Source organism: Bradyrhizobium sp. 179 (assembly GCF_023073535.1).
Lineage (GTDB): Bacteria > Pseudomonadota > Alphaproteobacteria > Rhizobiales > Xanthobacteraceae > Bradyrhizobium.
Map to the genome: position 1 here is coordinate 182,144 of NZ_JADPJR010000081.1, position 25,350 is coordinate 207,493.

General features: G+C 64.7%; 20 protein-coding genes. 10 read left to right on the plus strand and 10 right to left on the minus strand.

Annotation, left to right across the window (positions count from 1 at the left end; all coding sequences use genetic code 11):
• Position 1 precedes the first annotated feature (1 nt).
• The 5 genes from IVB12_RS20540 to hpaR all read right to left on the minus strand — a co-directional run bounded on the left by IVB12_RS20540 (position 2) and on the right by hpaR (position 7,675).
• Positions 2–3,277 carry a transglutaminase family protein gene (locus tag IVB12_RS20540; protein WP_247301348.1) on the minus strand — a complete coding sequence of 1,092 codons (3,276 nt, stop codon included), beginning with the start codon at positions 3,275–3,277 and terminating at the stop codon, positions 2–4.
• 166 nt (positions 3,278–3,443) lie between these two features.
• Positions 3,444–4,967 carry an altronate dehydratase family protein gene (locus IVB12_RS20545; protein ID WP_247301349.1) on the minus strand — a complete coding sequence of 508 codons (1,524 nt, stop codon included), beginning with the start codon at positions 4,965–4,967 and terminating at the stop codon, positions 3,444–3,446.
• Positions 4,968–5,061: 94 nt separating this feature from the next.
• Positions 5,062–5,838 carry an aldolase/citrate lyase family protein gene (locus IVB12_RS20550; protein ID WP_247278922.1) on the minus strand — a complete coding sequence of 259 codons (777 nt, stop codon included), beginning with the start codon at positions 5,836–5,838 and terminating at the stop codon, positions 5,062–5,064.
• Positions 5,839–5,952: 114 nt separating this feature from the next.
• On the minus strand, positions 5,953–7,038 hold the full coding sequence (locus tag IVB12_RS20555; protein WP_247301350.1) for a malate/lactate/ureidoglycolate dehydrogenase: 1,086 nt from the start codon (positions 7,036–7,038) through the stop codon (positions 5,953–5,955).
• Between the two features lie 118 nt (positions 7,039–7,156).
• On the minus strand, positions 7,157–7,675 hold the full coding sequence (gene hpaR, locus IVB12_RS20560) for a homoprotocatechuate degradation operon regulator HpaR (RefSeq protein WP_247301351.1): 519 nt from the start codon (positions 7,673–7,675) through the stop codon (positions 7,157–7,159).
• A gap of 111 nt (positions 7,676–7,786) precedes the next feature.
• Between hpaR and hpaH the strand changes: the two genes are divergently transcribed.
• From hpaH to IVB12_RS20590, 6 genes are all read left to right on the plus strand, one after another.
• On the plus strand, positions 7,787–8,593 hold the full coding sequence (gene hpaH / locus IVB12_RS20565) for a 2-oxo-hept-4-ene-1,7-dioate hydratase (protein WP_247301352.1): 807 nt from the start codon (positions 7,787–7,789) through the stop codon (positions 8,591–8,593).
• Between the two features lie 30 nt (positions 8,594–8,623).
• Complete coding sequence (locus IVB12_RS20570; RefSeq protein WP_247278926.1) at positions 8,624–9,022, plus strand: 5-carboxymethyl-2-hydroxymuconate Delta-isomerase; 399 nt, start codon at positions 8,624–8,626, stop codon at positions 9,020–9,022.
• Positions 9,015–10,553: a 5-carboxymethyl-2-hydroxymuconate semialdehyde dehydrogenase gene (gene hpaE / locus IVB12_RS20575; RefSeq protein ID WP_247301353.1), complete on the plus strand. Its 1,539-nt coding sequence runs from the start codon at positions 9,015–9,017 to the stop codon at positions 10,551–10,553. The genes IVB12_RS20570 and hpaE overlap by 8 nt, the downstream gene beginning before the upstream one ends.
• A 133-nt stretch (positions 10,554–10,686) precedes the next feature.
• A complete protein-coding gene (gene hpaD / locus IVB12_RS20580) occupies positions 10,687–11,670 on the plus strand; it encodes a 3,4-dihydroxyphenylacetate 2,3-dioxygenase (RefSeq protein WP_247301354.1) in 984 nt (327 codons plus the stop codon).
• The gene (locus IVB12_RS20585) at positions 11,670–12,539 is read left to right on the plus strand and encodes a fumarylacetoacetate hydrolase family protein (protein WP_247301355.1); all 870 of its coding nucleotides are present in this window, start codon (positions 11,670–11,672) and stop codon (positions 12,537–12,539) included. Before hpaD ends, IVB12_RS20585 begins: the two co-directional genes overlap by 1 nt.
• A gap of 25 nt (positions 12,540–12,564) precedes the next feature.
• A complete protein-coding gene (locus tag IVB12_RS20590) occupies positions 12,565–14,193 on the plus strand; it encodes a thiamine pyrophosphate-dependent enzyme (protein ID WP_247301356.1) in 1,629 nt (542 codons plus the stop codon).
• Between the two features lie 122 nt (positions 14,194–14,315).
• Here IVB12_RS20590 and alkB read toward each other — a convergent pair whose 3' ends face one another.
• From alkB to IVB12_RS20610, 4 genes are all read right to left on the minus strand, one after another.
• Positions 14,316–14,969 (minus strand): DNA oxidative demethylase AlkB, encoded by a 654-nt coding sequence (gene alkB / locus IVB12_RS20595; RefSeq protein WP_247301358.1) that lies wholly within the window; start codon positions 14,967–14,969, stop codon positions 14,316–14,318.
• Between the two features lie 9 nt (positions 14,970–14,978).
• Positions 14,979–15,725 (minus strand): 2OG-Fe(II) oxygenase, encoded by a 747-nt coding sequence (locus IVB12_RS20600; protein ID WP_247301359.1) that lies wholly within the window; start codon positions 15,723–15,725, stop codon positions 14,979–14,981.
• Between the two features lie 175 nt (positions 15,726–15,900).
• The gene (locus tag IVB12_RS20605) at positions 15,901–16,587 is read right to left on the minus strand and encodes a DUF2848 domain-containing protein (RefSeq protein ID WP_247301360.1); all 687 of its coding nucleotides are present in this window, start codon (positions 16,585–16,587) and stop codon (positions 15,901–15,903) included.
• Positions 16,580–17,929, minus strand: coding sequence for an amidase (locus IVB12_RS20610; protein ID WP_247301362.1), 1,350 nt, complete (start codon positions 17,927–17,929; stop codon positions 16,580–16,582). Before IVB12_RS20610 ends, IVB12_RS20605 begins: the two co-directional genes overlap by 8 nt.
• Before the next feature lie 178 nt (positions 17,930–18,107).
• On the opposite strand from IVB12_RS20610, the gene IVB12_RS20615 reads away from it, so the two are divergent.
• The 4 genes from IVB12_RS20615 to IVB12_RS20630 all read left to right on the plus strand — a co-directional run bounded on the left by IVB12_RS20615 (position 18,108) and on the right by IVB12_RS20630 (position 21,999).
• Complete coding sequence (locus tag IVB12_RS20615) at positions 18,108–18,521, plus strand: Zn-ribbon domain-containing OB-fold protein (protein WP_247276049.1); 414 nt, start codon at positions 18,108–18,110, stop codon at positions 18,519–18,521.
• Positions 18,522–18,524: 3 nt separating this feature from the next.
• On the plus strand, positions 18,525–19,664 hold the full coding sequence (locus IVB12_RS20620) for a thiolase (protein ID WP_247301364.1): 1,140 nt from the start codon (positions 18,525–18,527) through the stop codon (positions 19,662–19,664).
• A gap of 138 nt (positions 19,665–19,802) precedes the next feature.
• Entirely contained in the window at positions 19,803–20,717 is a 915-nt protein-coding gene (locus IVB12_RS20625; RefSeq protein WP_247301366.1) for an SDR family oxidoreductase, read from the plus strand.
• Positions 20,718–20,832: 115 nt separating this feature from the next.
• Complete coding sequence (locus tag IVB12_RS20630) at positions 20,833–21,999, plus strand: SMP-30/gluconolactonase/LRE family protein (protein ID WP_247301368.1); 1,167 nt, start codon at positions 20,833–20,835, stop codon at positions 21,997–21,999.
• A gap of 93 nt (positions 22,000–22,092) precedes the next feature.
• Here the strand turns inward: IVB12_RS20630 and ppc are convergent, their stop codons facing one another.
• A complete protein-coding gene (gene ppc, locus IVB12_RS20635; RefSeq protein WP_247301370.1) occupies positions 22,093–24,891 on the minus strand; it encodes a phosphoenolpyruvate carboxylase in 2,799 nt (932 codons plus the stop codon).
• Positions 24,892–25,350: the final 459 nt, after the last annotated feature.

Below are 25,350 nucleotides of genomic sequence, written 5' to 3' on the forward strand. Positions count from 1 at the left end.
CTCATTGCAGGAGCGGGGTCCGCAAGTCGAGGGTCAGCGGAAACTCATTTGTGCGTTCCTCGGGCGGCGGCTGTATTGGCCCAGGGGTATGGCCATGGTCCTGGAAGCGCGCCAGCCGCCGCGCCTCGGCTTCATAGGTGTTGACGGGCTTGGTATCGTAGTTGCGTCCGCCGGGATGGGCGACGTGGTAGACACAGCCGCCCAGCGAGCGGCCGTTCCAGGTGTCGATCAGGTCGAAGGTCAGCGGCGCATGGACCGGAATGGTCGGGTGCAGGCCGGAGGCCGGCTGCCAGGCCTTGAAGCGGACGCCGGCCACCGCTTCGCCGGAGCGCCCGGTCGAGGTCATCGGCAGGCGGCGGCCGTTGCAGGTGACGATGTGGCGACCCTCGACGAAGCCCTCGGCCTTGACCTGAAGCCGCTCGACCGATGAGTCCACATAGCGCACCGTGCCGCCGGCCGAACCCTCCTCGCCGAGCACGTGCCAGGGCTCCAGCGCCTGCCGCAGCTCCAGCGTCACGCCGCCATGATGGACCCGGCCGAAGGCGGGGAAGCGGAATTCGAGCTGGGCCAGATACCATTCCGGCTCGAAGGAATAACCGAACTGCTTCAGCTCGGTGAGCACGTCCTGAAAATCCTCCCAGATGAAATGCGGCAGCATGTAGCGATCATGCAACGCGGTGCCCCAGCGCACGAACTTACCTGCCAGCGGCTCGCGCCAGAACCTTGCGATCAGCGCGCGGATCAGGAGCTGCTGAGCCAGCGACATGCGCGGATCAGGCGGCATCTCGAGCGCGCGGAATTCGACCAGGCCGAGGCGGCCGGTCGAGCCTTCCGGCGAATAGAGCTTGTCGATGCAGATCTCGGCACGGTGGGTGTTGCCGGTGATGTCGACCAGCAGATGCCGGAACAGGCGATCCACCAGCCACAGCGGCGTCTGGGTCCCCGGCGGCGGCACATGCGACAGCGCGACCTCGAGCTCGTAGATGCTGTCGTGGCGCGCCTCGTCGATACGCGGCGCCTGGCTGGTCGGGCCGATGAACAGGCCGGAGAAGAAATAGGACAGCGACGGATGCCGCTGCCAGTACAGCACGAGGCTCTTCAAGAGATCGGGCCGCCGCAGGAACGGTGAGTCCTGCGGTGACGAGCCACCGACCACGACGTGATTGCCGCCGCCGGTGCCGGTATGGCGGCCGTCGACCAGGAAACGGTTGGCGCCGAGACGGATCTTGGCGGCATCCTCATAGAGCCCGACGGTGATGTCGACAGCCTGACGCCAATTCTTTGCCGGCTGGACGTTGACCTCGATCACGCCAGGGTCAGGCGTCACCTTGATGACGTCGATGCGCGGATCGAACGGCGGCGGATAACCCTCGACATGAACCTGGAGCTGCATCTCCTCGGCCGCGGCTTCGAGCGCCGCGACCAGCTCCAGATAATCCTCGATGCGCTCGACCGGCGGCAAGAAGGCGCAGAGCACGCCGTCGCGGACTTCGATCGACATCGCGGTGCGTACCGGCTCCGCTGCGTCGGGACTTTCCGGCGCCGGCCGCGGCGGCGGCGATTGCAGGCGTGGCATGCGCTCGAACACCGGCAGCTTGGTGCGCGGCTCCATCGGATCCTGCTCGACGACATAGGGATAGCGATCGGGCGGAACATATTCGAGCGCACTGAGCGGCAATCGCAGGCCGAGCGGGGAATCGCCGGGCATCAAGAACAGATGCTTGCGACGCAGCTTCCAGCGCTCGCTGCGCCAGCGCGGCGCTTCGGCGTTCCAGCGCTGCACCGGCAGCACGAAGCCCTTTGGCGTATTCAGCCCCTCGTCGAACACCCGCGCCATGCGGGCGCGCGCTTCCGGATCGGACAGCTTGGAATCCGAGGGATCGACGTTGATGGGAAGCTCCCCCTCCTTCTGCGACCAATAGGCGGGGTCTTCATAGGCCGGCATGATGTAGCCGGGATCGAGGCCGAGCCGTGCGACCGTTCCCTCCATGAAGGCCTCGGCGTCCTTGACGTTAGCGCGCCGCGGATTCTCGATCCTGGCGATGAGATCCGCATTCTTCCAGATCGGCACGCCGTCCTTGCGCCAATACAGGCCAAACGCCCAGCGCGGCAGGGTCTCGCCAGGATACCATTTGCCCTGGCCGAAGTGCAGCAGGCCGCCGGGCGCGAACCGCACGCGCAGGCGGCGGATCAGATCGTCGGCAACGGCACGCTTGGTCGGACCGACGGCGTCGATATTCCATTCCGCCGCCTCGAGATCGTCGACCGAGACGAAGGTCGGCTCGCCGCCCATGGTGAGCCGCACGTCGTGGGCGGCAAGATCGCCGTCCACCTGCTCGCCGAGATCGTTGAGCCGCGCCCAGGCTTCGTCAGAGAACGGTTTTGTGATGCGCGGCGCCTCGCGAATGCGCTTCACGCTCATGTCGAATGCGAACTCGACCTCGGCAAAGCCGGCGCCACCGGAGATCGGCGCGGCAGAGCGATAATGCGGTGTTGCGGCAACCGGGATGTGCCCCTCGCCGGCGAGCATACCGGAGGTCGCGTCGAACCCGATCCAGCCCGCGCCCGGAAGGTAGACCTCGGCCCAGGCGTGCAGATCGGTGAAATCGTTCTCAACCTCCGGCGGCCCCTCGATCGGATCGATGTCGGGACGGATCTGGACGAGATAGCCGGAGACGAAACGGGCGGCGAGCCCGAGATGGCGGAAGGTCTGGATCAAGAGCCAGGCGGAATCGCGGCACGAGCCGGCGCCGGACGTGAGCGTCTCCTCCGGAGACTGCACGCCCGGCTCCATGCGGATGATGTACCGGATCTTCTTCTGGAGCTCGCGATTGAGATCGACCAGGAAGTTGACGGTGTTCGGCGCTTCCTGTGGGATCGCATCGAGATATTGCGCAAACAAGCGATCAGGCTTGATGGTCTCGAGATAGGGCGCAAGCTCCGTCTTCAGGTCCTTCGGATAGTCGAACGGAAAACTGTCGGCATAAGGCTCGACGAAGAAGTCGAACGGATTGACCACGGTCATCTGCGCCGTGAAATCGACCTCGAGCTTCAGCTCGGTCGTCTTCTCCGGGAAGACGTAGCGCGCGAGCCAATTGCCCTGGGGGTCCTGTTGCCAGTTCACGAAATGATTGGATGGCGTGACCTTGAGCGAATAGCTCAGGATCGGCGTGCGAGTATGCGGCGCCGGCCGCAACCGGATGGTCTGCGGGCCGAGATCGATCGGGCGGTCGTATTTGTAGTGCGTGACGTGGTGTAGTGCGACGTAGATCGACACGGGGTGCGGTGCTCCAGCAGCTTTTTTGAGCAGAACACCTGATGTGAGCGCGATCAAGCACTAACAACGGGCAGTGCGTGCCTACGGCACGGGCGAGTGGTGAGTAGCGAATAGTGAATGGAGGAAGCGTGCGTGTATTCGCCACTCCCTATTCGCCATTCGCCCCCTACATCGTCGCGCCCAGCACCCAGGGGGCGAACTCGGCGCCGCCGAAGTCAAAACTCTCGCTCTTGGTCGGCTGTCCCGACGCCGTCTTGAGGATGAGATCGAAGATGCGCTGGCCGCACTGCTCGACGCTCTCCTCGCCTTCGAGGATGGTGCCGCAATTGACGTCCATGTCCTCTTCCATGCGCTTGTACATGGGCGTGTTGGTGGCGAGCTTGATCGACGGCGCCGGCTTGCAGCCGAACACACTGCCGCGCCCGGTCGTGAAGCAGACGAGATTGGCGCCGCCTGCGACCTGGCCGGTCGCTGCGACCGGGTCGTAGCCGGGCGTGTCCATAAAGACAAAACCCTTCTTGGTGACGGGCTCGGCGTAGCGCAGCACCTCGACGAGATTGGTGGTGCCGGCCTTCGCCATTGCGCCGAGCGATTTTTCCAGGATGGTGGTGAGGCCACCGGCCTTGTTGCCGGGGCTTGGATTGGCGTTCATCTCAGCGCCTTCGCGCGCGGTGTATTCGTCCCACCAGCGCATGAGGTCGACCAGCTTCTCGCCGACCTCACGGCTGACCGCGCGGCGCGTCAAGAGATGCTCGGCGCCATAGGTCTCCGGCGTTTCCGACAGGATCACGGTGCCGCCGTGACGGACGACGAGGTCGCTGGCAGCACCGAGCGCGGGATTGGCTGATACACCGGAATAGCCGTCCGAGCCGCCGCATTGCAGGGCCACGGTGAGTTCGCTGGCCGGCACGGATTCGCGCCTGACCTTGTTGGCATCGGCGAGCGCCTCGCGCACGAAGGCGATGCCCGCCTCCACCGTCTTGCGCGTGCCGCCGACCTCCTGGATGTCCATCGCACGCAGCCGGCCGGCGAGCTTCTGCTCTTCCATCAGGCCGCCGATCTGGTTCACCTCGCAACCGAGGCCGAGCACGATGACGTGAGAGAAATTGACGTGCCGCGCATAGCCACCGAGCGTGCGGCGGAGCAGCGCCAGCGGCTCGTTCTGCGTCATGCCGCAGCCGGTCTTGTGGGTCAGCGCGACCACGCCGTCGACGTTGGGGAAATCGGCCAGCGGGTTGTCGCCACTGAAGGGATTCTTCTTGAAGACGTCGGCAACGAGGCTGGCGACATGCGCGCTGCAATTCACCGAGGTGAGGATGCCGATATAGTTGCGCGTGGCGACGCGGCCGTCCGGACGGCGGATGCCCTCGAAGGTCGCCGGCAGGTCGAAATTCGGCGTCGGCTTGACGTCGGCGCAATAGGCATAGTCCTTGGCGAAATCGCCCATGCCGCAATTCTGCGTGTGGACGTGCTGGCCCGGCGCGATCGGCATCGTGGCAAAGCCGATGATCTGGCCGTAGCGCTTGATCGGCTCTCCCAATGCGATCGGCTTGATCGCGACCTTGTGGCCGGAGGGAATGCGATCGACCGTGATCACGCCGTCGGCGACCATCGTGCCGGGCGGCAGGCTCGCGCGCGCGATCACCACGCCATCATCGGGATGCAGGCGGATGACGAGGCTGATGGTCATGGGTATCTCCTTAGGCGAGTAGTGAGTAGCGAATGGCGAATGGAAAAGGGGAGTAGCCCTGTTCGCTACTCCCCATTCGCCATTCGCGGGTTTGTTACGCCTTCCCGCCTGATTCCTTGCGGGTCGCATTCACCTGCATCTTGGCGTAGGTCGTCATCAGACCGACCTCGTTCGACAACGTTACCAGCTTGAAGCCCATATTGATGGCGCGCGCTGCGCCTTCGGCGCCGCTGCAATGGATGCCCGGGTTGAGGCCGCGCTTGCCGCACTCCTTGATGATCTTCTCGTAGATCGCGAGGATCTCGGGCTCGCTGCGGTCGAGCTTGGGCTCGAGGCCGTAGGAGAAGCCGAGGTCGGACGGGCCGATATAGACGCCGTCGATGCCCTCGACGTCGAGGATCGCTTCCATGTTCTCGACCGCGGTCCTGGTCTCCATCATCGGCAACAGCACGATCTCGTCGTTGGCCGTCTTCTGGTAGGAGCCTGCAGTGCCGTACATGCCGGCGCGGATCGGACCGTTGGAGCGCACGCCCTTCGGCGGATATTTCGAATAGGAGACCAGGTTCCGGGCTTCCTGCGGCGTATTGACCATCGGGCAGATCACGCCATAGGCGCCGCCGTCGAGCACCTTGCCGATAATGCCGGGCTCGTTCCAGGGCACGCGGACCATCGGGGTGATCGGATGCTTGTCCATGGCCTGGAAGCACTGGACCATTGACAGATAGTCCTGCACGCCATGCTGCATGTCGACGGTGACGCTGTCGAAGCCGCATTGCGCGACCATCTCGGCCGAGAAGCCGGAGGGTATAGCGAGCCACGCGTTGACCACGGCCTTGCCCGACTTCCAGATTTCCTTGACCTTGTTCGCCACGTTGCCTTCCTTCTTTGTTGTTTGAACCTTCGTCACCATGACGAGCGCCGCGACAGCACAACCCCGCTGTTACCGCGAACTGGATCGCCGCGCTACGCTCCAAGGGCGCAAGACCTATGCGGTCGCCCTTTGGATGCTGACTTCGCTGACGCCGACCTCGCGGGCGGTGTTCACTATTGCCGCCCAGGTGTCATCCGGCAAGGGGATGCCGTGTTTCGTGCGTTCCGCGCGGGTTTTCCGCTCGGGATCGCCGGGAATCAGCACCTGATCGATGTCGGCCATCGGCTTGGTGGCGCGTATGAAATCGACATAGCGCGAGACTTCGCCGTCGAAAAGGTTGGAGGTATCGACCACCTTCGGATCGACATAGAACGCCAGCATGCCGTTGGCAAAGCGCCGCCCGCCCGATGTGGCCCCGGTTCCAGTCAGCGCACCGCCCAAGAGCTCGCATATGAAGGCGAGCCCCGATCCCTTGTGCTCGCCGAAGGCACGGATGGCGCCTGTGCCCTTGGTATGATCGCGCGGTCCCTCCGGCGTGTAGGGGCCGTAGAGCACGACTGGGTCCTCGCTCAGGCTGCCGTCGGAATCGACCAGCGCGCCCTTCGGCAGCTTTTTGCCGCCACGGCTTGCGACCAGCACCTTGCCTTCGGCGACGACCGAAGTCGCGAAGTCCAGCACGATCGGATCCTGACCCGCGCGGGGGATGCCGACGCAATATGGCGCAGTCGACAGCCGTTTCTCGACGCCGCCGAACGGCGCCACCAGCAGCGAGCCCGCCGCATTGACGAAGTGCACCGAGATCAGCCCTTCGGCGGCAGCCATCTCGGCCCAGTCGCCGACACGGCCGATATGGCCGGCGTTGCGCAGCGCGACCGCGGCAAGCCCCGCCTTCCTGCACTTGTCGATGCCGATCCGAACCGCCTGCGGCGTCACGGTCTGGCCGTAGCCGAACTTGCCGTCGACCACCGCGAGGGAGGGCGTGTCCAGCACCACTTCCGCGTTCTGGTTGGGCACGACCGCGCCGGATTTCTGCCAACGGATATAGACGGGCACGCGGATCACACCGTGACTGTCGTGGCCGGTCAGATTCGCTGTGGTGAGATAGCTGGCGATGCGCCTGGCTTCCTCCGGCGAGGACTGCGCATGCGCAAAGACCTCGCTGACGAAGTCGATCAGCTTCTGGACTTGAATGGTGACCATGACGGTCTGCTTACCTCTACCCGGCGCCGATTTTGCAGCGATCGGCTTGGGCGGCACTTTGAGCGAAAAAACGCGGCCATGTCCATGGCTCGCGCCGCGCGCTCGCGCATATCAGCTTTCACTCCTCGGCACTTGCCTCCTCGCCGCTGCCGAGCCCTGCGAGACTCTGTTCGAGCTCGCCTAGCATGTCCTGCAATTCAACGAGTTTGCGCCCGCCAAAGCGTCGCGTGATCTCGGCATAGATCGCCTCCGACGTCGGAGCCACGGAGGCCATCAGCTTCAAGCCTTCTTTCGAGATGGAGACCATGCTGCGGCGCTGGTCCGCCGTGGCGGTCTTGCGCTCGATCAGATTGCGCGCTTCGAGGTCGCGCAGGATGCGTGAGAGGCTCGGCCCGAGCAGGAACGCCGTGCGCGCGAGTTCCGTAACCTCGGCCGCCTCGATGGCGGCCAGCGCGCGCAGGATGCGCCATTGCTGCTCGGTCAAGCCGTGCTCGCGCAGTGAGGGGCGGAATTGCCGCATCACCGCCTCGCGTGCCCGCAGCAGCGACATCGGCAGTGAACGCGAGAAGTCGCGCATCGGCACCTGCCGCGCGGCAGGCGTGCTTTCGCCGGCGGGATCGGCGGGTTTCTTCGTCATGATACCCTTTCAAGCCGCAACATGTTTGCAATGCAGCAAGAGCGAATTGTGTTTGACGCATTCACTTAACATGTTAAGTATCTCCGGGCACCACGATTTGTAAGATCACAAATGGCGCTTTCCAACGACGATATCCAAGCTTGCGCAAGGCGTCTGCACCAGGCGGAGAAGACTCGCACGCAGATCCGGCAGCTCTCGCAGGATTTTCCTGGGATCACCATCGCTGACGCCTACGCGATTCAGAAGGCTTGGGTCGACGTCAAGATTGCCGAGGAGCGCATCGTCAAAGGTCACAAGATCGGACTGACCTCGAAGGCGATGCAGAGTGCGCTCGATATCGACGAGCCGGATTCCGGCGTGCTGCTCGACGATATGTTCTTTGCTGACGGCGGCCTCGTTCCGACCGAGCGCTTCATCGCGACTCGCGTCGAGGCGGAGCTCGCCTTCGTGATGAGCAAGCGCCTTTCAGGACCCGGCTGCACGATGTTCGACGTGCTCAACGCCACCGACTTCGTGGTGCCGGCGCTGGAGATCTTGGACACCCGCATCGAGCGCGTTGATGCCAGGACCAAAGCGGCGCGGAAGATTTTCGACACCATCGCCGACAACGCGGCGAATGCCGGCATCGTGCTCGGCGGGCGGCCGATACGGCCGCTGGACGCCGATTTGCGCTGGATCGGCGCGCTGTGTTTCCGGAATGGCCAGCTCGAGGAAACCGGACTTGCCGCCGGGGTGCTCAACCATCCCGCAACCGCCGTGGCCTGGCTCGCGAACAAGATCGCACCGCTCGGCCATGCGCTGGAGCCCGGACAGGTCGTGCTCGCCGGCTCCTTCATCCGCCCGATCGAGACCCGCAAGGGCGACACAATTCAGGCCGATTATGGCGCCTACGGCTCGGTGAGCTGCTACTTCGCTTAGGCGGACAAGAAGACAGGGAGTGAAACCGCGATGCCGCATTTCACCATCGAATATTCCGCCAATCTCGACGGCCGCCTCGACATGGGTTTGGTATGTGAAGTCGTGCGCAAGGCAGCGGTCGAGACCGGCATCTTCCCGCTCGGCGGCATCCGCGTTCGCGCCGTCAGGTGCGAGCATTACGCGATCGCGGACGCGCGGCAGGACTACGGCTTTCTCGACATGGTGTTGCGCATCGGCGAGGGCCGCGATCTCAAGACGCGCCAGAAAGCCGGCGAGCACGTGTTCCAGGCGCTCTCAAAACATCTCGATCCCGTCTTCGCTGCCAGCAAGTTCGCCTTGTCGTTCGACATGCAGATCAACGACAAGGACACGAGCTGGAAGCGCAACAACATCCACGACGCCCTGAAAGTGGAGGCCGCAAATGGATAAGCCCGCGCCAAAAGCCGACGTGTTCCAGGCCAACCGCGACCGCCTCGCACCGCTGCTGAAAACGCTCCGCGCGGACGGCATCGGTCACACGATCGACGGCAAGATCGTGCCCTCGATCTCTGGCGAGACCTTCGAGACCAAGTCGCCGATCGATGGCGCGACGCTCGCGAGCGTCGCCCGCGGCAACGCCGAGGACATCGATCGTGCGGCCACTGCTGCCGCGCTGGCCTTCAAATCCTGGCGCGATATGGGCCCGGCTATGCGGCGCAAGCTGCTGCATCGGGTCGCCGACGCGATCGAGGACAATGCCGATGACATCGCGGTGCTCGAATGCATCGACACCGGCCAAGCCTATCGCTTCATGGCCAAGGCCGCCGTCCGCGCCGCCGAGAATTTTCGGTTCTTCGCCGACAAATGCGCCGAGGCGCGCGACGGCCTCAACACGCCGAGCGACGAGCACTGGAATGTCTCGACGCGCGTGCCGATCGGCCCAGTCGGCGTGATCACGCCGTGGAACACGCCGTTCATGCTCTCGACCTGGAAGATCGCCCCTGCCCTGGCAGCCGGCTGCACCGTCGTGCACAAGCCCGCCGAGTGGTCACCGGTGACGGCCTCCATTCTGGCGAAGCTCGTCAAGGATGCCGGCATTCCCGATGGCGTGCTCAACACCGTGCACGGCTTTGGTGAAGAGGCCGGAAAGGCGTTGACCGAGCATCCCGCCATCAAGGCGATCGGCTTCGTCGGCGAGAGTGCGACGGGCTCGGCGATCATGATCCAGGGCGCGCCGACCTTGAAGCGCGTGCATTTCGAGCTCGGCGGCAAGAACCCCGTGATCGTGTTCGATGACGCCGATCTCGACCGCGCGCTCGATGCGGTGGTGTTCATGATCTACTCGCTCAATGGCGAGCGCTGCACCTCCTCCAGCCGCCTGCTGATTCAGCAGAGCATCGCCGAGACATTCGTGGAGAAGCTGACCGCGCGCGTGAAGGCGCTGAAGGTCGGCCACCCCCTCGATCCCGCAACCGAGATCGGGCCGCTGATCCACCAGCGTCACCTCGCAAAAGTTTGCTCTTATTTCGACGTCGCGCGCCAGGACGGCGCGACGATCGCGGTCGGCGGCAAGCCCTGTGACGGCCCCGGCGGCGGACATTACGTCGAGCCGACGCTGGTGACCGGTGCGCATGGCAAGATGCGGGTGGCGCAGGAGGAGGTGTTCGGCCCCTTCCTGACCGTGTTGCCGTTCCGTGACGAGGCGGACGCGATCGAGATCGCCAACGACATTCGCTATGGCCTCACCGGCTATGTCTGGACCAACGACATGGGCCGCGCCCTGCGCGTCGCGGACGCGCTGGAGGCCGGCATGATCTGGCTGAACTCGGAAAACGTCCGCCACCTGCCGACGCCGTTCGGCGGCATGAAGGCCTCAGGCATCGGCCGCGACGGCGGCGACTATTCGTTCGACTTCTACATGGAAACCAAGCACGTCTCGCTGGCGCGGGGCACGCACAAGATTCAGAAATTGGGAATTTAACGCAGTGTCATTCCGGGGCGGCTCGAAGAGCCGAACCCGGAATCCATTGTGCAGCAGAGTTCGTGGATGAATGGATTCCGGGTTCGTGCTTCGCACGCCCCGGAATGACGAAGCCGAGAGAGGGGAAACGCAAATGCCCATACCGCAACACGTCTTCGAGCCGCCGTTCAACATCATCCGCTCCAGCCATGTCGTGCTCGACGTCACCGATCTGAAGCTGAGCCGCGAGTTCTACGAGACCAGCGTTGGCCTGCATGTGGAGGACGCCGACGACAATGTCGTTTATTTGCGCGGAGCTGAAGAGCATCAGCATCACTCGCTCGTCCTGCGCAAGGCCGCAGCGCCCGCCTGCGCGCGGCTCGGCTTTAAGGTCGGCAACGACAAGGATCTCGACAAGGCGGCCGCATTCCTGTCCGAGAACGGTCTCGCCTACGGCTTCGCGGACCAGCCGTTCCAGGGCCGCACTCTGCAATTCACGGATCCCTTCGGTTTCCAGATCGAGCTCTATGCAGCGATGGACCGACGCCCACACCTCTTGCGCCGCTACGATCTCTACAGAGGCTGCCACCCGCAGCGGCTCGACCATTTCAACGTCTTCGCCGCCGAGGTGCAGGACACCCTCGATTTCTACGCCCGGCTCGGCTTCCGCCTGACCGAATATGCCGAGGAGGACGGACCGAACGGACGTATCGCCGCAGCCTGGATGCATCGCAAGGGCAACGTCCACGACTTCGCCATCACCAACGGCAAGGGCCCTCGCCTGCACCACTTCGCCTATTGGACGCCGACGGCGATGAACATCATCCATCTCTGCGACGTTATGGCCTCCCAGGGCTTCGTGAAGAACATCGAGCGCGGCCCCGGACGCCACGGCATCTCGAATGCGTTCTTCCTTTATGTGCGCGACCCTGACGGCCACCGGCTCGAGCTCTACACCAGCGACTACTTCACGGGCGATCACGACCACGAGCCGCTGCGCTGGTCGCTGCGCGATCCGCGCCGGCAGACGCTGTGGGGTGCCCCCGCGCCGCGCTCCTGGTTCGAGCAGGGCTCGCCCTTCACTGGCCATGCCGTGCGCGAGCCGAAATTCGTGGCCGACGTGCTGGTGGCAGACTGATGACACTCCGTCGCCTCGCCACCTATTCCGTCAAGGGGGCAACGCGCTACGGCGCGGTCGTCCATAGCGGCGTGGTCGATCTCTCCGCGCGCCACGCCAAGGATTTTCCGACGCTGCGCGAGGTGATCGCGGCCGGGAAGCTGACGAGCTTTGCTGAGGAAGCCGCAGGCCGCACGCCGGATCATGCCCTCCGCGAGATCACCTTTCTGCCGCCAGTGCCCGCGCCGGAAAAGATCATCTGCATCGGCGTCAACTATCCCGACCGCAACGCCGAGTACAAGGACGGCCAGGACGCGCCGAAATACCCGAGCATGTTCATGCGGAGCCCACGCTCCTTCGTCGGCCATGGCACGCCGCTGGTGCGGCCGCGCGCCTCCGCTCAGCTCGACTATGAAGGCGAGATCGTGCTGGTGATCGGCAAGGAAGGCCGGCATATTCCGGAAAGCGCAGCGCTCGATCACATCGCCGCGCTCACACTCTGCAACGAAGGCTCGGTGCGCGACTGGCTGCGTCATGCCAAGTTTAACGTGACGCAGGGCAAGAACTTTGATTCCAGCGGCAGCCTTGGGCCATGGCTCGTGCCCTACACAACGGAATCCCAGATCGCCGACATTCGCCTCACCACGCATGTCAACGGTGAGCTCAGGCAGGACGATCGCACCAGCCGCTTGATGTTCCCGTTCCGCTACCTCATCAGCTATATCTCGACCTTTGCCACCCTCGTCCCCGGCGACATCATCGTCACGGGCACGCCGACCGGTGCCGGCGCGCGGTTCGATCCGCCGCGCTACCTGAAGCCCGGCGACGTGATCGAGATCGAAGCAGAAGGCATCGGGCTTTTGCGCAACGGCGTCGTCGACGAAGCCTGATCAACCATCGAAGTGGAATAGCACCATGACCACCCTCACCGGCGGCGAAGCGATCGTAAGCGGCCTCGTCGCCCACGGCGTCGACACCGTGTTCGGCCTGCCCGGCGCGCAGGTCTACGGCCTGTTCGATGCCTTCCACCAGGCCCAGCTCAAGGTGATCGGCGCGCGGCACGAGCAGGCCTGCGGCTACATGGCGTTCGGCTATGCGCGCTCCAGCGACAAGCCCGGCGTGTTCAGCGTGGTGCCCGGCCCCGGCGTGCTCAACGCCAGCGCGGCGTTGCTCACCGCGTTCGGCTGCAACGAGCCGGTGCTCTGCGTCACCGGCCAGGTGCCGACGCCATTTTTGGGCAAGGGTCGCGGCCATCTGCACGAGATGCCGGACCAGCTCGCGACCCTGCGCACCTATGTGAAATGGGCAGATCGTGTCGAATATCCCGGCAATGCGCCGACGGTCGTCGCGCGCGCCTTTCAGGAGATGATGTCGGGGCGGCGCGGGCCTGCGTCTGTCGAGATGCCCTGGGACGTCTTCACCCAGCGCGCCGAAACCGCGGCCGCACAGGTGCTGGAGCCGCTGCCCGCGCCGCAGCCTGATCCTGACCTGATCAAGCAGGCCGCCGCGCTGATCAAGACCAGCAAGGCGCCGATGATCTTCGTCGGCAGCGGCGCGATCGGGGCGCGCGAGGAGATCCTCGAGCTCGCCGAGATGATCGATGCGCCCGTCGTTGCCTTCCGCAGCGGCCGCGGCATCGTCTCCAATGCGCACGAACTCGGACTCACCATGGCCGCGGCCTATAAGCTGTGGTCGAACACTGATTTGATGATCGCAATCGGCACCCGCGCGGAGCTGCCGGCCTCTGGCTTTCGCTGGCCGTATCAGCCGAAGGGATTGAGATCCATTCGGATCGATATCGATCCGGCCGAGATGCGCCGGCTCGCCTCCGATACCGCCATTGTCGCCGATGCCAAGGCTGGCACGGCCGATCTCGTCACCGCCGTGAAGAAGGCCGGCTATGCGAGAAGCCGCGGCCGGCGGGGAGACATCCGCGAGGCCACCGCAACCGCGCAACAGGAAATCCAGCGCATCCAGCCGCAGATGGCGTATCTCAACATCCTGCGCGAGGTGCTGCCGGCGAATGCGATCGTGACAGATGAATTATCGCAGTTCGGCTTCGCCTCCTGGTACGGCTTTCCGGTCTATCAGCCGCGCACCTTTATCACGTCAGGCTATCAGGGCACGCTCGGCTCGGGCTTTCCGACCGCGCTTGGCGCCAAGGTCGCGAACCCTGACAAACCCGTCGTCGCCATCACCGGCGACGGCGGCTTCATGTTCGGCGTGCAGGAGCTCTCGACCGCCGTGCAGTTCAACATCGGCGTGGTGACGCTGGTGTTCAACAACAACGCCTACGGCAATGTCCGGCGCGACCAGCGCGAACGTTTTGAAGGCCGCGTGGTGGCGTCGGATCTCGTCAATCCGGATTTCGTCAAGCTCGCCGAATCCTTCGGCGTTGCCGCTGCGCGCGTCACCGCCCTGGACCAGTTCAAGGCGGCGATGGAAAAGGCGCTGGCACATGGCGGGCCATATCTGATCTCGGTGGAAGTGACGCGGGACTCCGAAGTCAGTCCCTGGGCGTTCATTCACCCGCCAAAGCCGTAGTTGTCCTCATGGTGAGGAGGCGCGAAGCGCCGTCTCGAACCATGAGGGCCTCCGCTGCGGCGGCTCGGGCCTTCATCCTTCGAGACGCTTGCTTCGCAAGCTCCTCACGATGAGGGGATGGACTAGCGTGTTTGTCGAAACGTCAAATTGATTCGCTCCTGGCCGAGCAGCGCGTGCTCGCCGTCGGCGAGCGGCGCGACGCCGTGATAAGCGAGCCTGCTAGTCCCGCCCCAGACCACGACGTCGCCATGGACGAGCCGGAAACGCCGCAGCTTGTCGCTACGCGCCATGCCGCCGAACAGGAAGGTTGCGGGCAGGCCGAGCGAGACCGAGACGATCGGGGCCGAATAGTCGAGCTCGTCCTTGTCCTGATGCAGCGACAGCCGCGTGCCGGGCTCGTAGCGGTTGACGAGGCAGGCATCGGGCGCGAAGTCTTTGAAGCCGCCCTGCTCCGCCGCGCGGCGGGCGAGATCACGGAACACTGCGGGCATCGCCGGCCAATGCGCGCCGGTTCGCGGATCGATCGGATCATAGCGATAGCCGGTGTGATCGGTGATCCAGCCGCGCTCGCCGCAATTGGTCATCGCCACCGACATCTGATAGCCGCCGGGCGTGGTCATGCGCCGAAACGGCGATTGCGCCACGATGGCGCGCACGGCTTCGATCAGCTCGCTCTCGATCGGCGTGACGAAGCCGCGCAGAAGCACGGCGCCGTCGGCGATCTCCTCGCGCGATGGCTGCGCCTCGGCGACGCTATCGAACAAATCCGCAGTCAATCGCCTCACTCATTTGGCATCATGGAAGATCACACCCAGCGTGTGGCGCTGGCCGGAGCGAATCCGGCTGACGCCGTGACGCAAGTTAACCCGGTATGTCCCGCGTGTCCCCTGCACCGGGCGGTGATGCACGGCGAAGGCGACAGCGTCGCCCTGCGCCAGCGGCACCACCTCGGCGCGCGACTGCATGCGCGGCCGCTGCTCGGTCAGCACGAACTCGCCGCCGGCGAAGTCGCGCCCCGGCTCTGACAGCAGGATCGCGACCTGGATCGGGAACACATGCTCACCATACAGATCCTGGTGCAGGCAATTGTAGTCGCCGGCCTCATATTGCAGCAGCAGCGGCGTCGGCCGGCTCTGGCCTGCTTCGTGGCAGCGCTTGAGGAACGCCGCATGCGCGGCCGGATAGCGGATGTCGATCCCCATCGCCTCGTTCCAGCGATTGGCGACGCCCTGAAGCCGCGCATAAAGCGCCGGGCGCAATTGCGCAATCGGGTCGGGGAGCGGGTAAGAGAAGTACTTGTATTCGCCGCGGCCAAAGCCGTGGCGCCCCATGACGATGCGGCTGCGGAAGTGCGTGTCGTCTGGATAGAGCGCGGCGATACTACGGCATTGCTCCGGCGTCAGCAGGTCTTTCAGGACGGCGCAACCCTGGGCGTCGAGTTCGGCGGTGATTTGCGGCCAGTCGAGGGCGTTGACGTGGGCGGAAAGGTCGGCGGATGGCTTCTGGGGTGATTTGCGTGCGGTCATTGTCATAACAATCACCTTTGCAGTCCGAGGTTCACCCTGCCACCCGATTTCCGATGACTGTCAATGCGAGCTTCGCGAAGCAATCCACAATCCCGCCGCGGCACCAGTCTGGATCGCTTCGTCGCAAGGACTCCTCGCAATGACGCGGAGATAGTTGCGTTCGCAATGATGGTTGAGAGCATTAACCCCTCACGGGCAGCATCACCACGTCATAGCCGTGCTTGATCGTTCGCTTCAGCACGGGATCTTCCAGCTCGAATTCGAACCGGTCGGCAGGGCGGATGCCGCCCTTAGCGGCGAAGGTGCCGCCGAACATGGCGCAGCCGTCGGGCAGCTTCCCGCCCGGAAAGCCGCGTGCGATGAGCTCAGTGACCGGGAGCATGGCGTCGAGGGTGCCCTCCTGATAGAGCACGCGCTCGCCGTTGATCGTGGCGTAGGAGCGCAGGATCATCTTGTCCCAATGGCCGATGACGTCCTCGAGCTCCCACAGCGTCGACGCGATCGGCTTGTCGCACATCTGCTTGGACACTGTGACGTTATAGGCCTCGACCTTGCGGTCGGTGTGATCGGAGCCGCAGCCGACGAAGATGCGGCCCTGCCACCCGAGCAGCACGAACTCCACCTCGCCGGACGAATCGCCGCCGGTGCATTCGATGCGGTCTTCCATCGTCAGCCGCCGCGCCGAGACGCGATAGTAGATCGGCGTTGAGGCCGGCCGGGCGATGCCGACGGCCTCGAGCTCGGCGATGTGCTTGTCGCGCGCGACGGGATCGCGGCCGGTCCAGCCGGCGATGACGGCTTTGTCGATCGCCAGCGTCAGCGGCGTTGTGGTGTCCTGGGCGTCGACGGTGAAGGTCAGGTCAAACACGGATTACGGCCTCCATGCCGGCAGCAAGCTCGAAGATGCGGCGATCGGTCCCGCCCGCCCCCGCCAGCATCAAGCCGACAGGAACGTGGCCCTCGCGATGCGCAGGCAGCGAGATGGCGCAGCCGTCGATCAGGTTGATCAGGCTGCAATTACGCAAGGCGCGGAGATTTTCGCGGGCGAATGCCTGGTCGTTGGCGAGATCGGCGATTTTCGGCGGTGTGTTGGGCGTCGTCGGCAGCACCAGCGCGTCATAAGGCGCAATCCGCGCATTGACGCGGGCGATCAGCGAGCGGCGCTCGTTGAGCAGATCGATGTAATCGGCCGCGCTCTGCACCTCGCCGCGCATGATGCGCACGGCGACCCTGGGATCATAGACGTCGCCCTTCGCTGTGATGAGATAGCGATGCCAGGCATAGCTTTCGGAAGCTGCAAAGCCGCCTTTGGCGTTCATCGGGCCGATATCGCGGAATTCAGCCATTTCGATGCGCTCGACCATGGCGCCGTGATCGGCGAGCGCCTTCAGCGCGCGCTCGAAAGTCTCGGAGACCTGTGCATCGAGGTCGTCGAGCGCGATCGTGGTCGGTACCGCCAGCCGCAAGCCCTGGATCGGCCGCGGCTTGAGCGGAACGATCGGCTCGTTGGCCAGCACCGCGTCGAGTATGGCACAGCAACTGACCGATCGCGCCAGCGGCCCGATGCTATCGAGCGAGAACGACAGCGGCACCGCGCCGTCGAGCGGCACACGGCGCTGCGTCGGCTTGTAGCCGACGATGCCGTTGAAGGCGGCCGGAATCCGGCAGGAGCCGCCGGTGTCGGTGCCGAGGGCGCCATGCGCCATGCCATCGAGCACGGACACTGCCGCGCCCGAGGACGAGCCGCCGGGCACATGGCCCTCTGCCCGGTTCCAGGCGCCCTTCGGCGTCCCATAGTGCGGATTGATGCCGATGCCGGAATAGGCGAACTCGGTCATGTTGGTGCGCCCGATCACGACGAAACCGGCTTTGCGCAGCCGGGCCACTGCGACCGCGTCCTGCTCGGCCGGTGAGGAATCGTCGAGCGCGCGGGAGCCGGCGCGCGTCACCTGGCCCCTGATGTCGAAGAGATCCTTGATCGAGATCGGGATGCCGGCATAGCGCGACGGCGCCGCGTTGGCCTTGCGCAAGCCGTCCATCGCGTCAGCGGCCGCGAGCGCAGCATCCTTGTCGACATGGATGAAGGCGCGCTGGCCTTCGCCGGCCGGATCGGCGATCCTGGCGATGCACGCCTCCACCAGCTTACGGGAGGTCGTGCGGCCGCCTTCGAGGTCTCCGGCGAGCTTCGCCAGTGTCGGAAAATCGGGCATGTCTGTCTCACGGAATATTGGCGCGCGCAATCTATAGCGCCGGCCGAGGTCGACACAAGCATTGTGCGCATGATGGCATGCATGCGCATTGCTGGACCGTTGACGCACTATAGTCGATTGTCGCATCAAGATCGAAACAGGCGGGCGCGAAGCCTGTCTCTTGGGAGGAGCTGCCGATATGGCCGAACCGCAGCGCGCGCGACCGAAACCCACGCCAGAGACCCAGCATTTCTGGGACGGCACGAAGGCGGGCGAATTGCGCCTCCAGCGCTGCGACGCCTGCGCGCATATCTACTTCCCGCCGCGCCCGTTCTGTCCGTCCTGCGCCTCGCGCAAGGTCTCGGTGTTCAAGGCGAGCGGCAATGGTTTTCTCTACAGCTACGTGATCAACCACCGTCCCGCTGCGCCCGGCTTCACGCCGCCTTACGCGATCGCCGTGGTCGAGCTCGATGAGGGGCCGCGAATGATGAGCAACATCATCGACTGTCCGCAGACGCCAGAAGCGCTTGAGCTCGATATGAAGCTCGAGGTCGCCTTTGAGAAGCTCGACGACAACATCACCCTTCCCGTCTTTCGTCCGGCGAAGGGCTAAGCCATGCGCAAGAACCAGGTTGCCGTCGTCGGCGCGGCCGAGACCACCGAGCTCGGTGTCATCCCCAATGCCTCGCAGCTCCAGCTCCACGCCGACGCGGCGCTCAATGCTATTGCCGATGCCGGGCTGAAGCTCTCCGACATCGACGGATTTGCGACCGCGGTCGAAACGCCACAGCAGGTCTGCCATTATCTAGGCATCAAGCCCACCTGGGTGGACGGCACTTCCGTCGGCGGCTGCTCCTTCATGCTGCACGTGCGCCACGCGGCCGCGGCGATCGAGGCCGGCCTGTGCAAGACCGTGCTGATCACCCATGCCGAGAGCGGCAAGTCGATGATCGGCAAATTGCCGCGCTCGACGCCGGCAGACAGCCTTAACGGCCAGTTCGAGGCGCCCTATGGGGTCTACGGCCCGCCCAGCATGTTCCCGATCCCCGTGCTGCGCTTCATGAAGACCTACGGCATCACGCACGAGCAGCTCGCTTCGGTCGCGGTGGTGCAGCGGGAATGGGCGGCCAAAAACCCGCGCGCGATGATGAAGGAGCCGATCACGGTCGCGGACGTGCTCAACTCGCGCATGATCGCCTATCCGTTCCGCCTGCTCCAGTGCTGCCTCGTCACCGACGGCGGCGGCGCGCTGATCCTGACCTCGGCCGACCGAGCCAAGGATTTTCCGAGGAAGCCGGTCTACATCATGGGCACTGGCGAGAGCGTGGAAACACCGATGGTCAGCCAGATGGAGACGTTCAATTCCTCGCGCGCGTTCAAGACCGCAGGGCCCCTCGCCTTCAAGGAGGCCGGCATCGCGCACAAGGACGTCGACCATCTCATGATCTACGACGCGTTTGCACATCTGCCGCTGTTCGGGCTCGGCGACCTCGGCTTCATGCCCTATGAGGAAACGGGCAAGTTCATTGCGGACGGCAACACGCGGCCCGGGGCTAAGCTGCCGCTCAACACCAATGGCGGTGGCTTGAGCTATATGCATTCGGGCATGTACGGCATGTACGCGCTCCAGGAGAGCGTGCGGCAGATGCGTGGCATCGCGCCGGCACAGGTGCCGAACGCGAAGGTTTCGGTGTGCCACGGCGTCGGCGGCATGTTCGCGGCGAGTGGCACGATCGTGTTTACGAACGAGAGGTAAGGCGGCTCGGCAATGCCCAGCCGTCATTGCCGGGCTTGACCCGGCAATCCATCCTCTTCTGAAGATGGATGCGCGGGTCAAGCCCGCGCGTGACGAACTGGGGTTGCCGCGACCGCGGAAACAACACGGAGAACCCACATGACGAAATCACTGCAAGACAAGGTCATCATCGTCACCGGCGCAGGCCGCGGCATCGGGCGGGAGATCGCGCTGCTTTGCGCCGCGGAAGGCGCCAAGGTCGTCGTCAACGATCCCGGCGCCGCCGCTGATGGGGCCGGCTCGAACGCGGCGCCCGCCGAAGAAGTGGTCGAGGAGATCAAGAAGCGCGGCGGCATTGCCGTTGCCAATTTCGAGTCGGTGGCCGAAGCCATTCCCGCGAGCAAGATCGTGAAGACCGCGACCGACCATTTCGGCCGGCTCGACGGCGTCGTCAACAATGCCGGCATCCTGCGCGACATGATCTTCCACAAGATGAGCGTGGAGGCCTTCGAGGCGGTCATCAAGGTGCATTTGATGGGCTCGTTCTATGTCTCCCACGCCGCGGCGCGGATCTTCCGCGAGCAGGAGTCGGGCTCCTTCGTCCATTTCACCTCGACCTCCGGCCTGATCGGCAATTTCGGCCAAGCCAACTATGCCGCCGCCAAGCTCGGCATCGTCGGCCTGTCCAAGTCGATCGCGCTCGACATGGGCCGTTTCAACGTTCGCTCCAACTGCGTCTCGCCGTTCGCCTGGACCCGCATGATCGGCACCATCCCGACCGAGACCGAAGCCGAAAAAGCGCGGGTCGAGAAGATCAAGCAGATGGGACCGGAGAAGATCGCCCCGCTCTGCGGCTATCTGCTGGGCGATTCCGCCAGGGACGTCACCGGGCAGATCTTTGGCGTGCGCATGAACGAGATCTTCCTGTTCAGCCAGAACCGTCCGATCCGCTCGGTGCAGCGAAGCGACGGCTGGACGCCGCAGTCGATCGCGGAACACGGCATGCCGGCACTGAAGGGATCGTTCTACAAGCTCGACCGCTCGGCCGACATCTTCACCTGGGATCCCGTCTAGCTGGAGTCCAAGCTATTGCTGCATCGCGGTCTCCAGTTGTTCGGCCGGGATCGCCCGCTTTACGCCCGATTGCAGGCGGATGGTTTTCCTCCCAACAAAAAAATGGGAGGCGACTATGACGAAACCACTGACCATTTCTGCCGAATCCAGCGAACCCTCTCTCGCGCGCCGCACCCTGTTGAAGGGCGCGGCGGCCGCAGTCGCGGCGACGGGCGTTACCATGAACGCGGCCTTGGCAGCCTCCGTCGCGCCCTTGGGCCAGACAGGCGCGCCGACGAGATCGACGGCGCCGTTGCCTTTGGGACCACTGCCGGGCAGCCGCTATCCGGACTCCCACCTGGAATCCACCAAGAAGGGGCCGCCATCCTTCGGGCCCTCCGGCTTTCCGGCCTTCGCCGGCACCATGGCCGTCGAGCGGGTCGCCACCGGCTTCCGCTGGGCCGAGGGTCCGGTGTATTTCGCCGCCGGGCGCTACCTGTTGTTCAGCGACATTCCGAACAACCGCATCATGCGCTTCTCCGAGGATGACGGTCACCTCAGCGTCTACCGTCAGCCCTCGATGAACTCGAACGGCAACACCATCGATCGCGAAGGACGTCTGATCACATGCGAGCATAGCGGTCGGCGCGTGACTCGGACCGAACTCGACGGCTCGATCACCATCATCGCCGACAAGTTCAACGGCAAGCGATTGAACTCGCCCAACGATGCGGTGGTGACGGCCGATGGCGCGATCTGGTTCACCGATCCTGCCTACGGGATCGGCGGCTTCTATGAAGGGATCAAGGCCGAGCCCGAGCAGGACAAGAAGAACGTCTACCGGGTCGATCCGAAGTCCGGAGAGGTCAAAGTCGTCGTCGACGATTTTGTGGAGCCCAACGGGCTCGCTATCTCGCCGGATGAGAAGAAGCTCTACATCTGCGACACCGGGTTCACCGATGGGCCGGACAACCCGTCCCATATCCGCGTGTTCGATCTCGACGTGGCCGGGGGAAAGGTGTCGAACAGCAAGGTCTTCGCTGACATGCCAAAACCGAGCATCACCGACGGCGTCCGCTGCGACACTGAAGGACGGGTTTGGTGTTCGGTGGGCTGGGGCGACCCGAACGAAGACGGCGTGCGCTGCTATACGCCATCGGGCGAATTGCTCGGCAAGATCCATATTCCGGAAACAGTCGCCAATCTGTGCTTCGGCGGCCAGCAGCGAAACAGGCTCTATATTTGCGGCTCGACATCGCTCTATGCCGTCTACACCAGCGTGCAGGGCGCGATGAAGCCGTGAGATAGTGCCGTCATTCCGGGGCGGCTCGAAGAGCCGAACCCGGAATCTCGAGGTTCCGGGTTCGATGCTTCGCATCGTCCCGGAACGACGAGGTCACCCCGTATTCCGCAAGCCCGCCGAGATGCCGTTGATCGTGAGCTGGATCCCGCGCAGCACCTGCTCGTCCGGGTTCTGCGCGCGATGCTCCTTCAAGAGCTCGACCTGGACGTGGTTGAGCGGATCGAGATAGGGGAAGCGGTGGCGCACCGAGCGCTCCAGCAGCGGGTTGCTTTGAAGCAACCGATCCTGGCCCATGATGTCGAGCAGCGTCTCGATGCAGGAATGCCATTCGCGGCGGATGCGGCCGAAGATTTTTTCGCGCAGGGCTTCGTCCGGCACGAGCTCGGCATAGCGCGAGGCGATCGCGATCGAGCTTTTCGCCAGCACCATGTCCATGTTCGAGAGCAGCATGCGGAAGAACGGCCACTCCTGGTAGAGCTCCTTCAGGAACGGCATGCCCTTGTCGGGATGCTCGGCGATCCACTGCTCGACCGCGCTGCCAAAACCGTACCAGCCCGGCAGCATCAGGCGGCATTGCGCCCAGGAGAATACCCACGGGATGGCGCGCAAATCCTCGATCGCGCGCGTCTTCTTGCGCGAGGCCGGGCGGCTGCCGATGTTGAGCGTCGCGATCTCGTTGATCACGGTCGATGACCAGAAGTAGTCGACGAAGCCATCGGTCTCGTAGACGAGGCCGCGATAAGCCCTGAAGGCAAGTTTCGACAATTCGTCCATCGCGGTCAGATATTCGCGGCGCGGCGCGCTCTGGCGCGGATTCAGCAGACTCGCCTCCAGCGTCGCCGCAGCGAGGATCTCCAGATTGTTGCGACCGACCTCGGCGTTGGAATATTTCGACGAGATGATCTCGCCCTGCTCGGTGATGCGGATCTGGCCGTTCACCGCTCCGCCGGGCTGCGCGATGATGGCATCATAGCTCGGACCACCACCGCGGCCGACCGAGCCGCCGCGGCCGTGGAACAGGCGCAGGCGCACGCCGTGACGCTCGAACACGTCGACGAGACCGATCTCGGCCTTGTAGAGCTCCCAGCCCGAGGTGACGAAGCCGCCATCCTTGTTGCTGTCGGAATAGCCGAGCATGACCTCCTGCACGCAGCCGCGGCTGTCGACGAGGCGGCGGTAATCGTGCAATGACAGCATGCGGTCCATGATGCTGCTGGAGGCCTGTAAATCCTCGATGGTCTCGAACAGGGGGACGATATTGATGGCGCTGCGGCCGGAGGGATGGACGAGGCCGACCTCCTTGAGCAGCACCGCGACCTCGAGCATGTCCGACATGCCCTTGCACATCGAGATGATGCATTGGGGAATCGCGTCCGAACCGAACTTCGCATGCGCTTCCGCGGCGGCATGGAACACGTTGAGCTCGCCCATGGTCTCGTCGCTGTACTTGACGAATGGCGAGACCAGCGCGCGCGTCGAGCGTAATTCGTTGGTGAGCAGCGAAATGCGGGCGTCCTCGCCGAGCGCGAGATAGGACATGCCGGGGTTGGCAGCATCTATCAGCTCGGCAATGGTGCGCTCATGCACGGCAGAGTTCTGGCGGATGTCGAGCCGCGCCAGATGGAAACCGAAGCAATCCACCGCGCGCCGGAGCAGCCGCAGCCGGCCGCGGGCGATGACGCGGGCGTTGTTCGAGATCAGCGAGCGGTGCAGCACGTCGAGATCGGCCTGCAGCTCCCGGACGCTCTCGTAAGGCTTGCCCTTGCCGACCGGCCGCCGCGTGATCTCGACTTCCAGCTTTTCGGCGGTCGCGGTGAGGCGCGCATAGATGCCGGAGACCGCGAGGCGATAAGGCTCGCCGCTTCGGTGCGGCGAAGTATCCGGCGAGCGCTCCGCCAGCGTGCGCAGCTCCTCGGAGACATCGGCGAGATGCGCGGCGATCGACAGCTCGGAGCCGAGCACGTGCAGCTCGTTGAGATAGAACTGCATCACCCGGCTCGACTGCAACCGCAGCGTGCCGCGCATGACGTCGGCGGTGACGAAGGGATTGCCGTCGCGGTCGCCGCCGATCCAGCTGCCCATGCGCAGGAACGAGGCGAGCTCGCCCGCCGCCTGCTCGCCGCCCTCCTGCAGCCGATCTTCGAGCGCGTTGATCAGGCGCGGCACCTCGCGCAGGAAGGTGTAGTCGTAGAACGCCAGGCCGTTGGCGACCTCGTCGAGCACCGTGAGCTTGGTCCGCCGCAAAAGGTTGGTCTGCCACAGCGTCAGCACCTCGCGGCGCAGCTGCTCGTCGCTGGCGGCGGCCTCCTCGGCGGTCAGGGCGACGCGCTCGCGGCGATCGAGCAGGGCTGCGATCTCCATCTCGCGGTCCATGGTGCTCTTGCGGCGGACCTCGGTCGGGTGCGCGGTCAGCACCGGACTGACCAGTGCGGTCTTGAAGAAATTGCGCAGCGCGTCGGGGCCGATGCCCGCCGCCTTGGCATGGGCGAGCGTTTCCGCCAGCACGCCGGAGCCGCCGTTCTTGCCCGCAGTGCGGGCGCGCATCTGCCGGATGTTGTTCTGGTCCTCGGCGATGTTGGCGAGATGGGAGAAATAGCTGAAAGCGCGGACGATCCGCACGGTCTCGGAGATCGACATGCCATCGAGGATCTGCTCGAGCTCGCGGCGGGCGAGCCGGTCCTCGTCGCGGTGAAATCGGATCGAGGTCTGGCGGATCCGCTCGACCAGATCGAACAATTCGGCGCCCTCCTGGTCGCGCACGGTATCGCCCAGGATGCGCCCGAGCAGGCGGATGTCGTCCCGCAGCCGGGCCTCGGCCTCCATGGCCTGGACGTCCTCGGGACGGTTGGGGCGATGCTCGGTGGCGTCGGATGGTATGGTCTGGAGGGACATGGCTCGCTCCTTGGTTCGAGCTCGCTTGGATGCCCGGCAGGAGCGAGTGTGCGATATTTTTCTGCCGCAGTGCAAGATGAACTTGGTGGCGGCGCGGCAACATGGCTGACCGTGGCAGGGATGGGTCTCGCAGAGCGGCGCGCACACACGTTCTCGCGCTCGCGGCGCAGGGCCCGAGGTTTGCTATCCGTCTTCACCCTCATCGAGAAGGAAGAGAGGGCGCAGGGAAGGCCGGGCGCCGGCTGGCACCCAGGGTCCGCACGCGAAAAACGCACGCGGGGTGACCACAGGTGACGCCGGGACATCCCCGGCCTTCCCTGCGCAATGGTTTTACGGCCTATGGCGCGCTCTCCTCGGGGAGCGATGCACTATTGCCCCCGTCGCCTTGCGGATCAAAGATGCACGCGCCCGGTCGGGCCGCTTCACCACCGCAAGCCTTGACGCACAGACCCCCGGCGT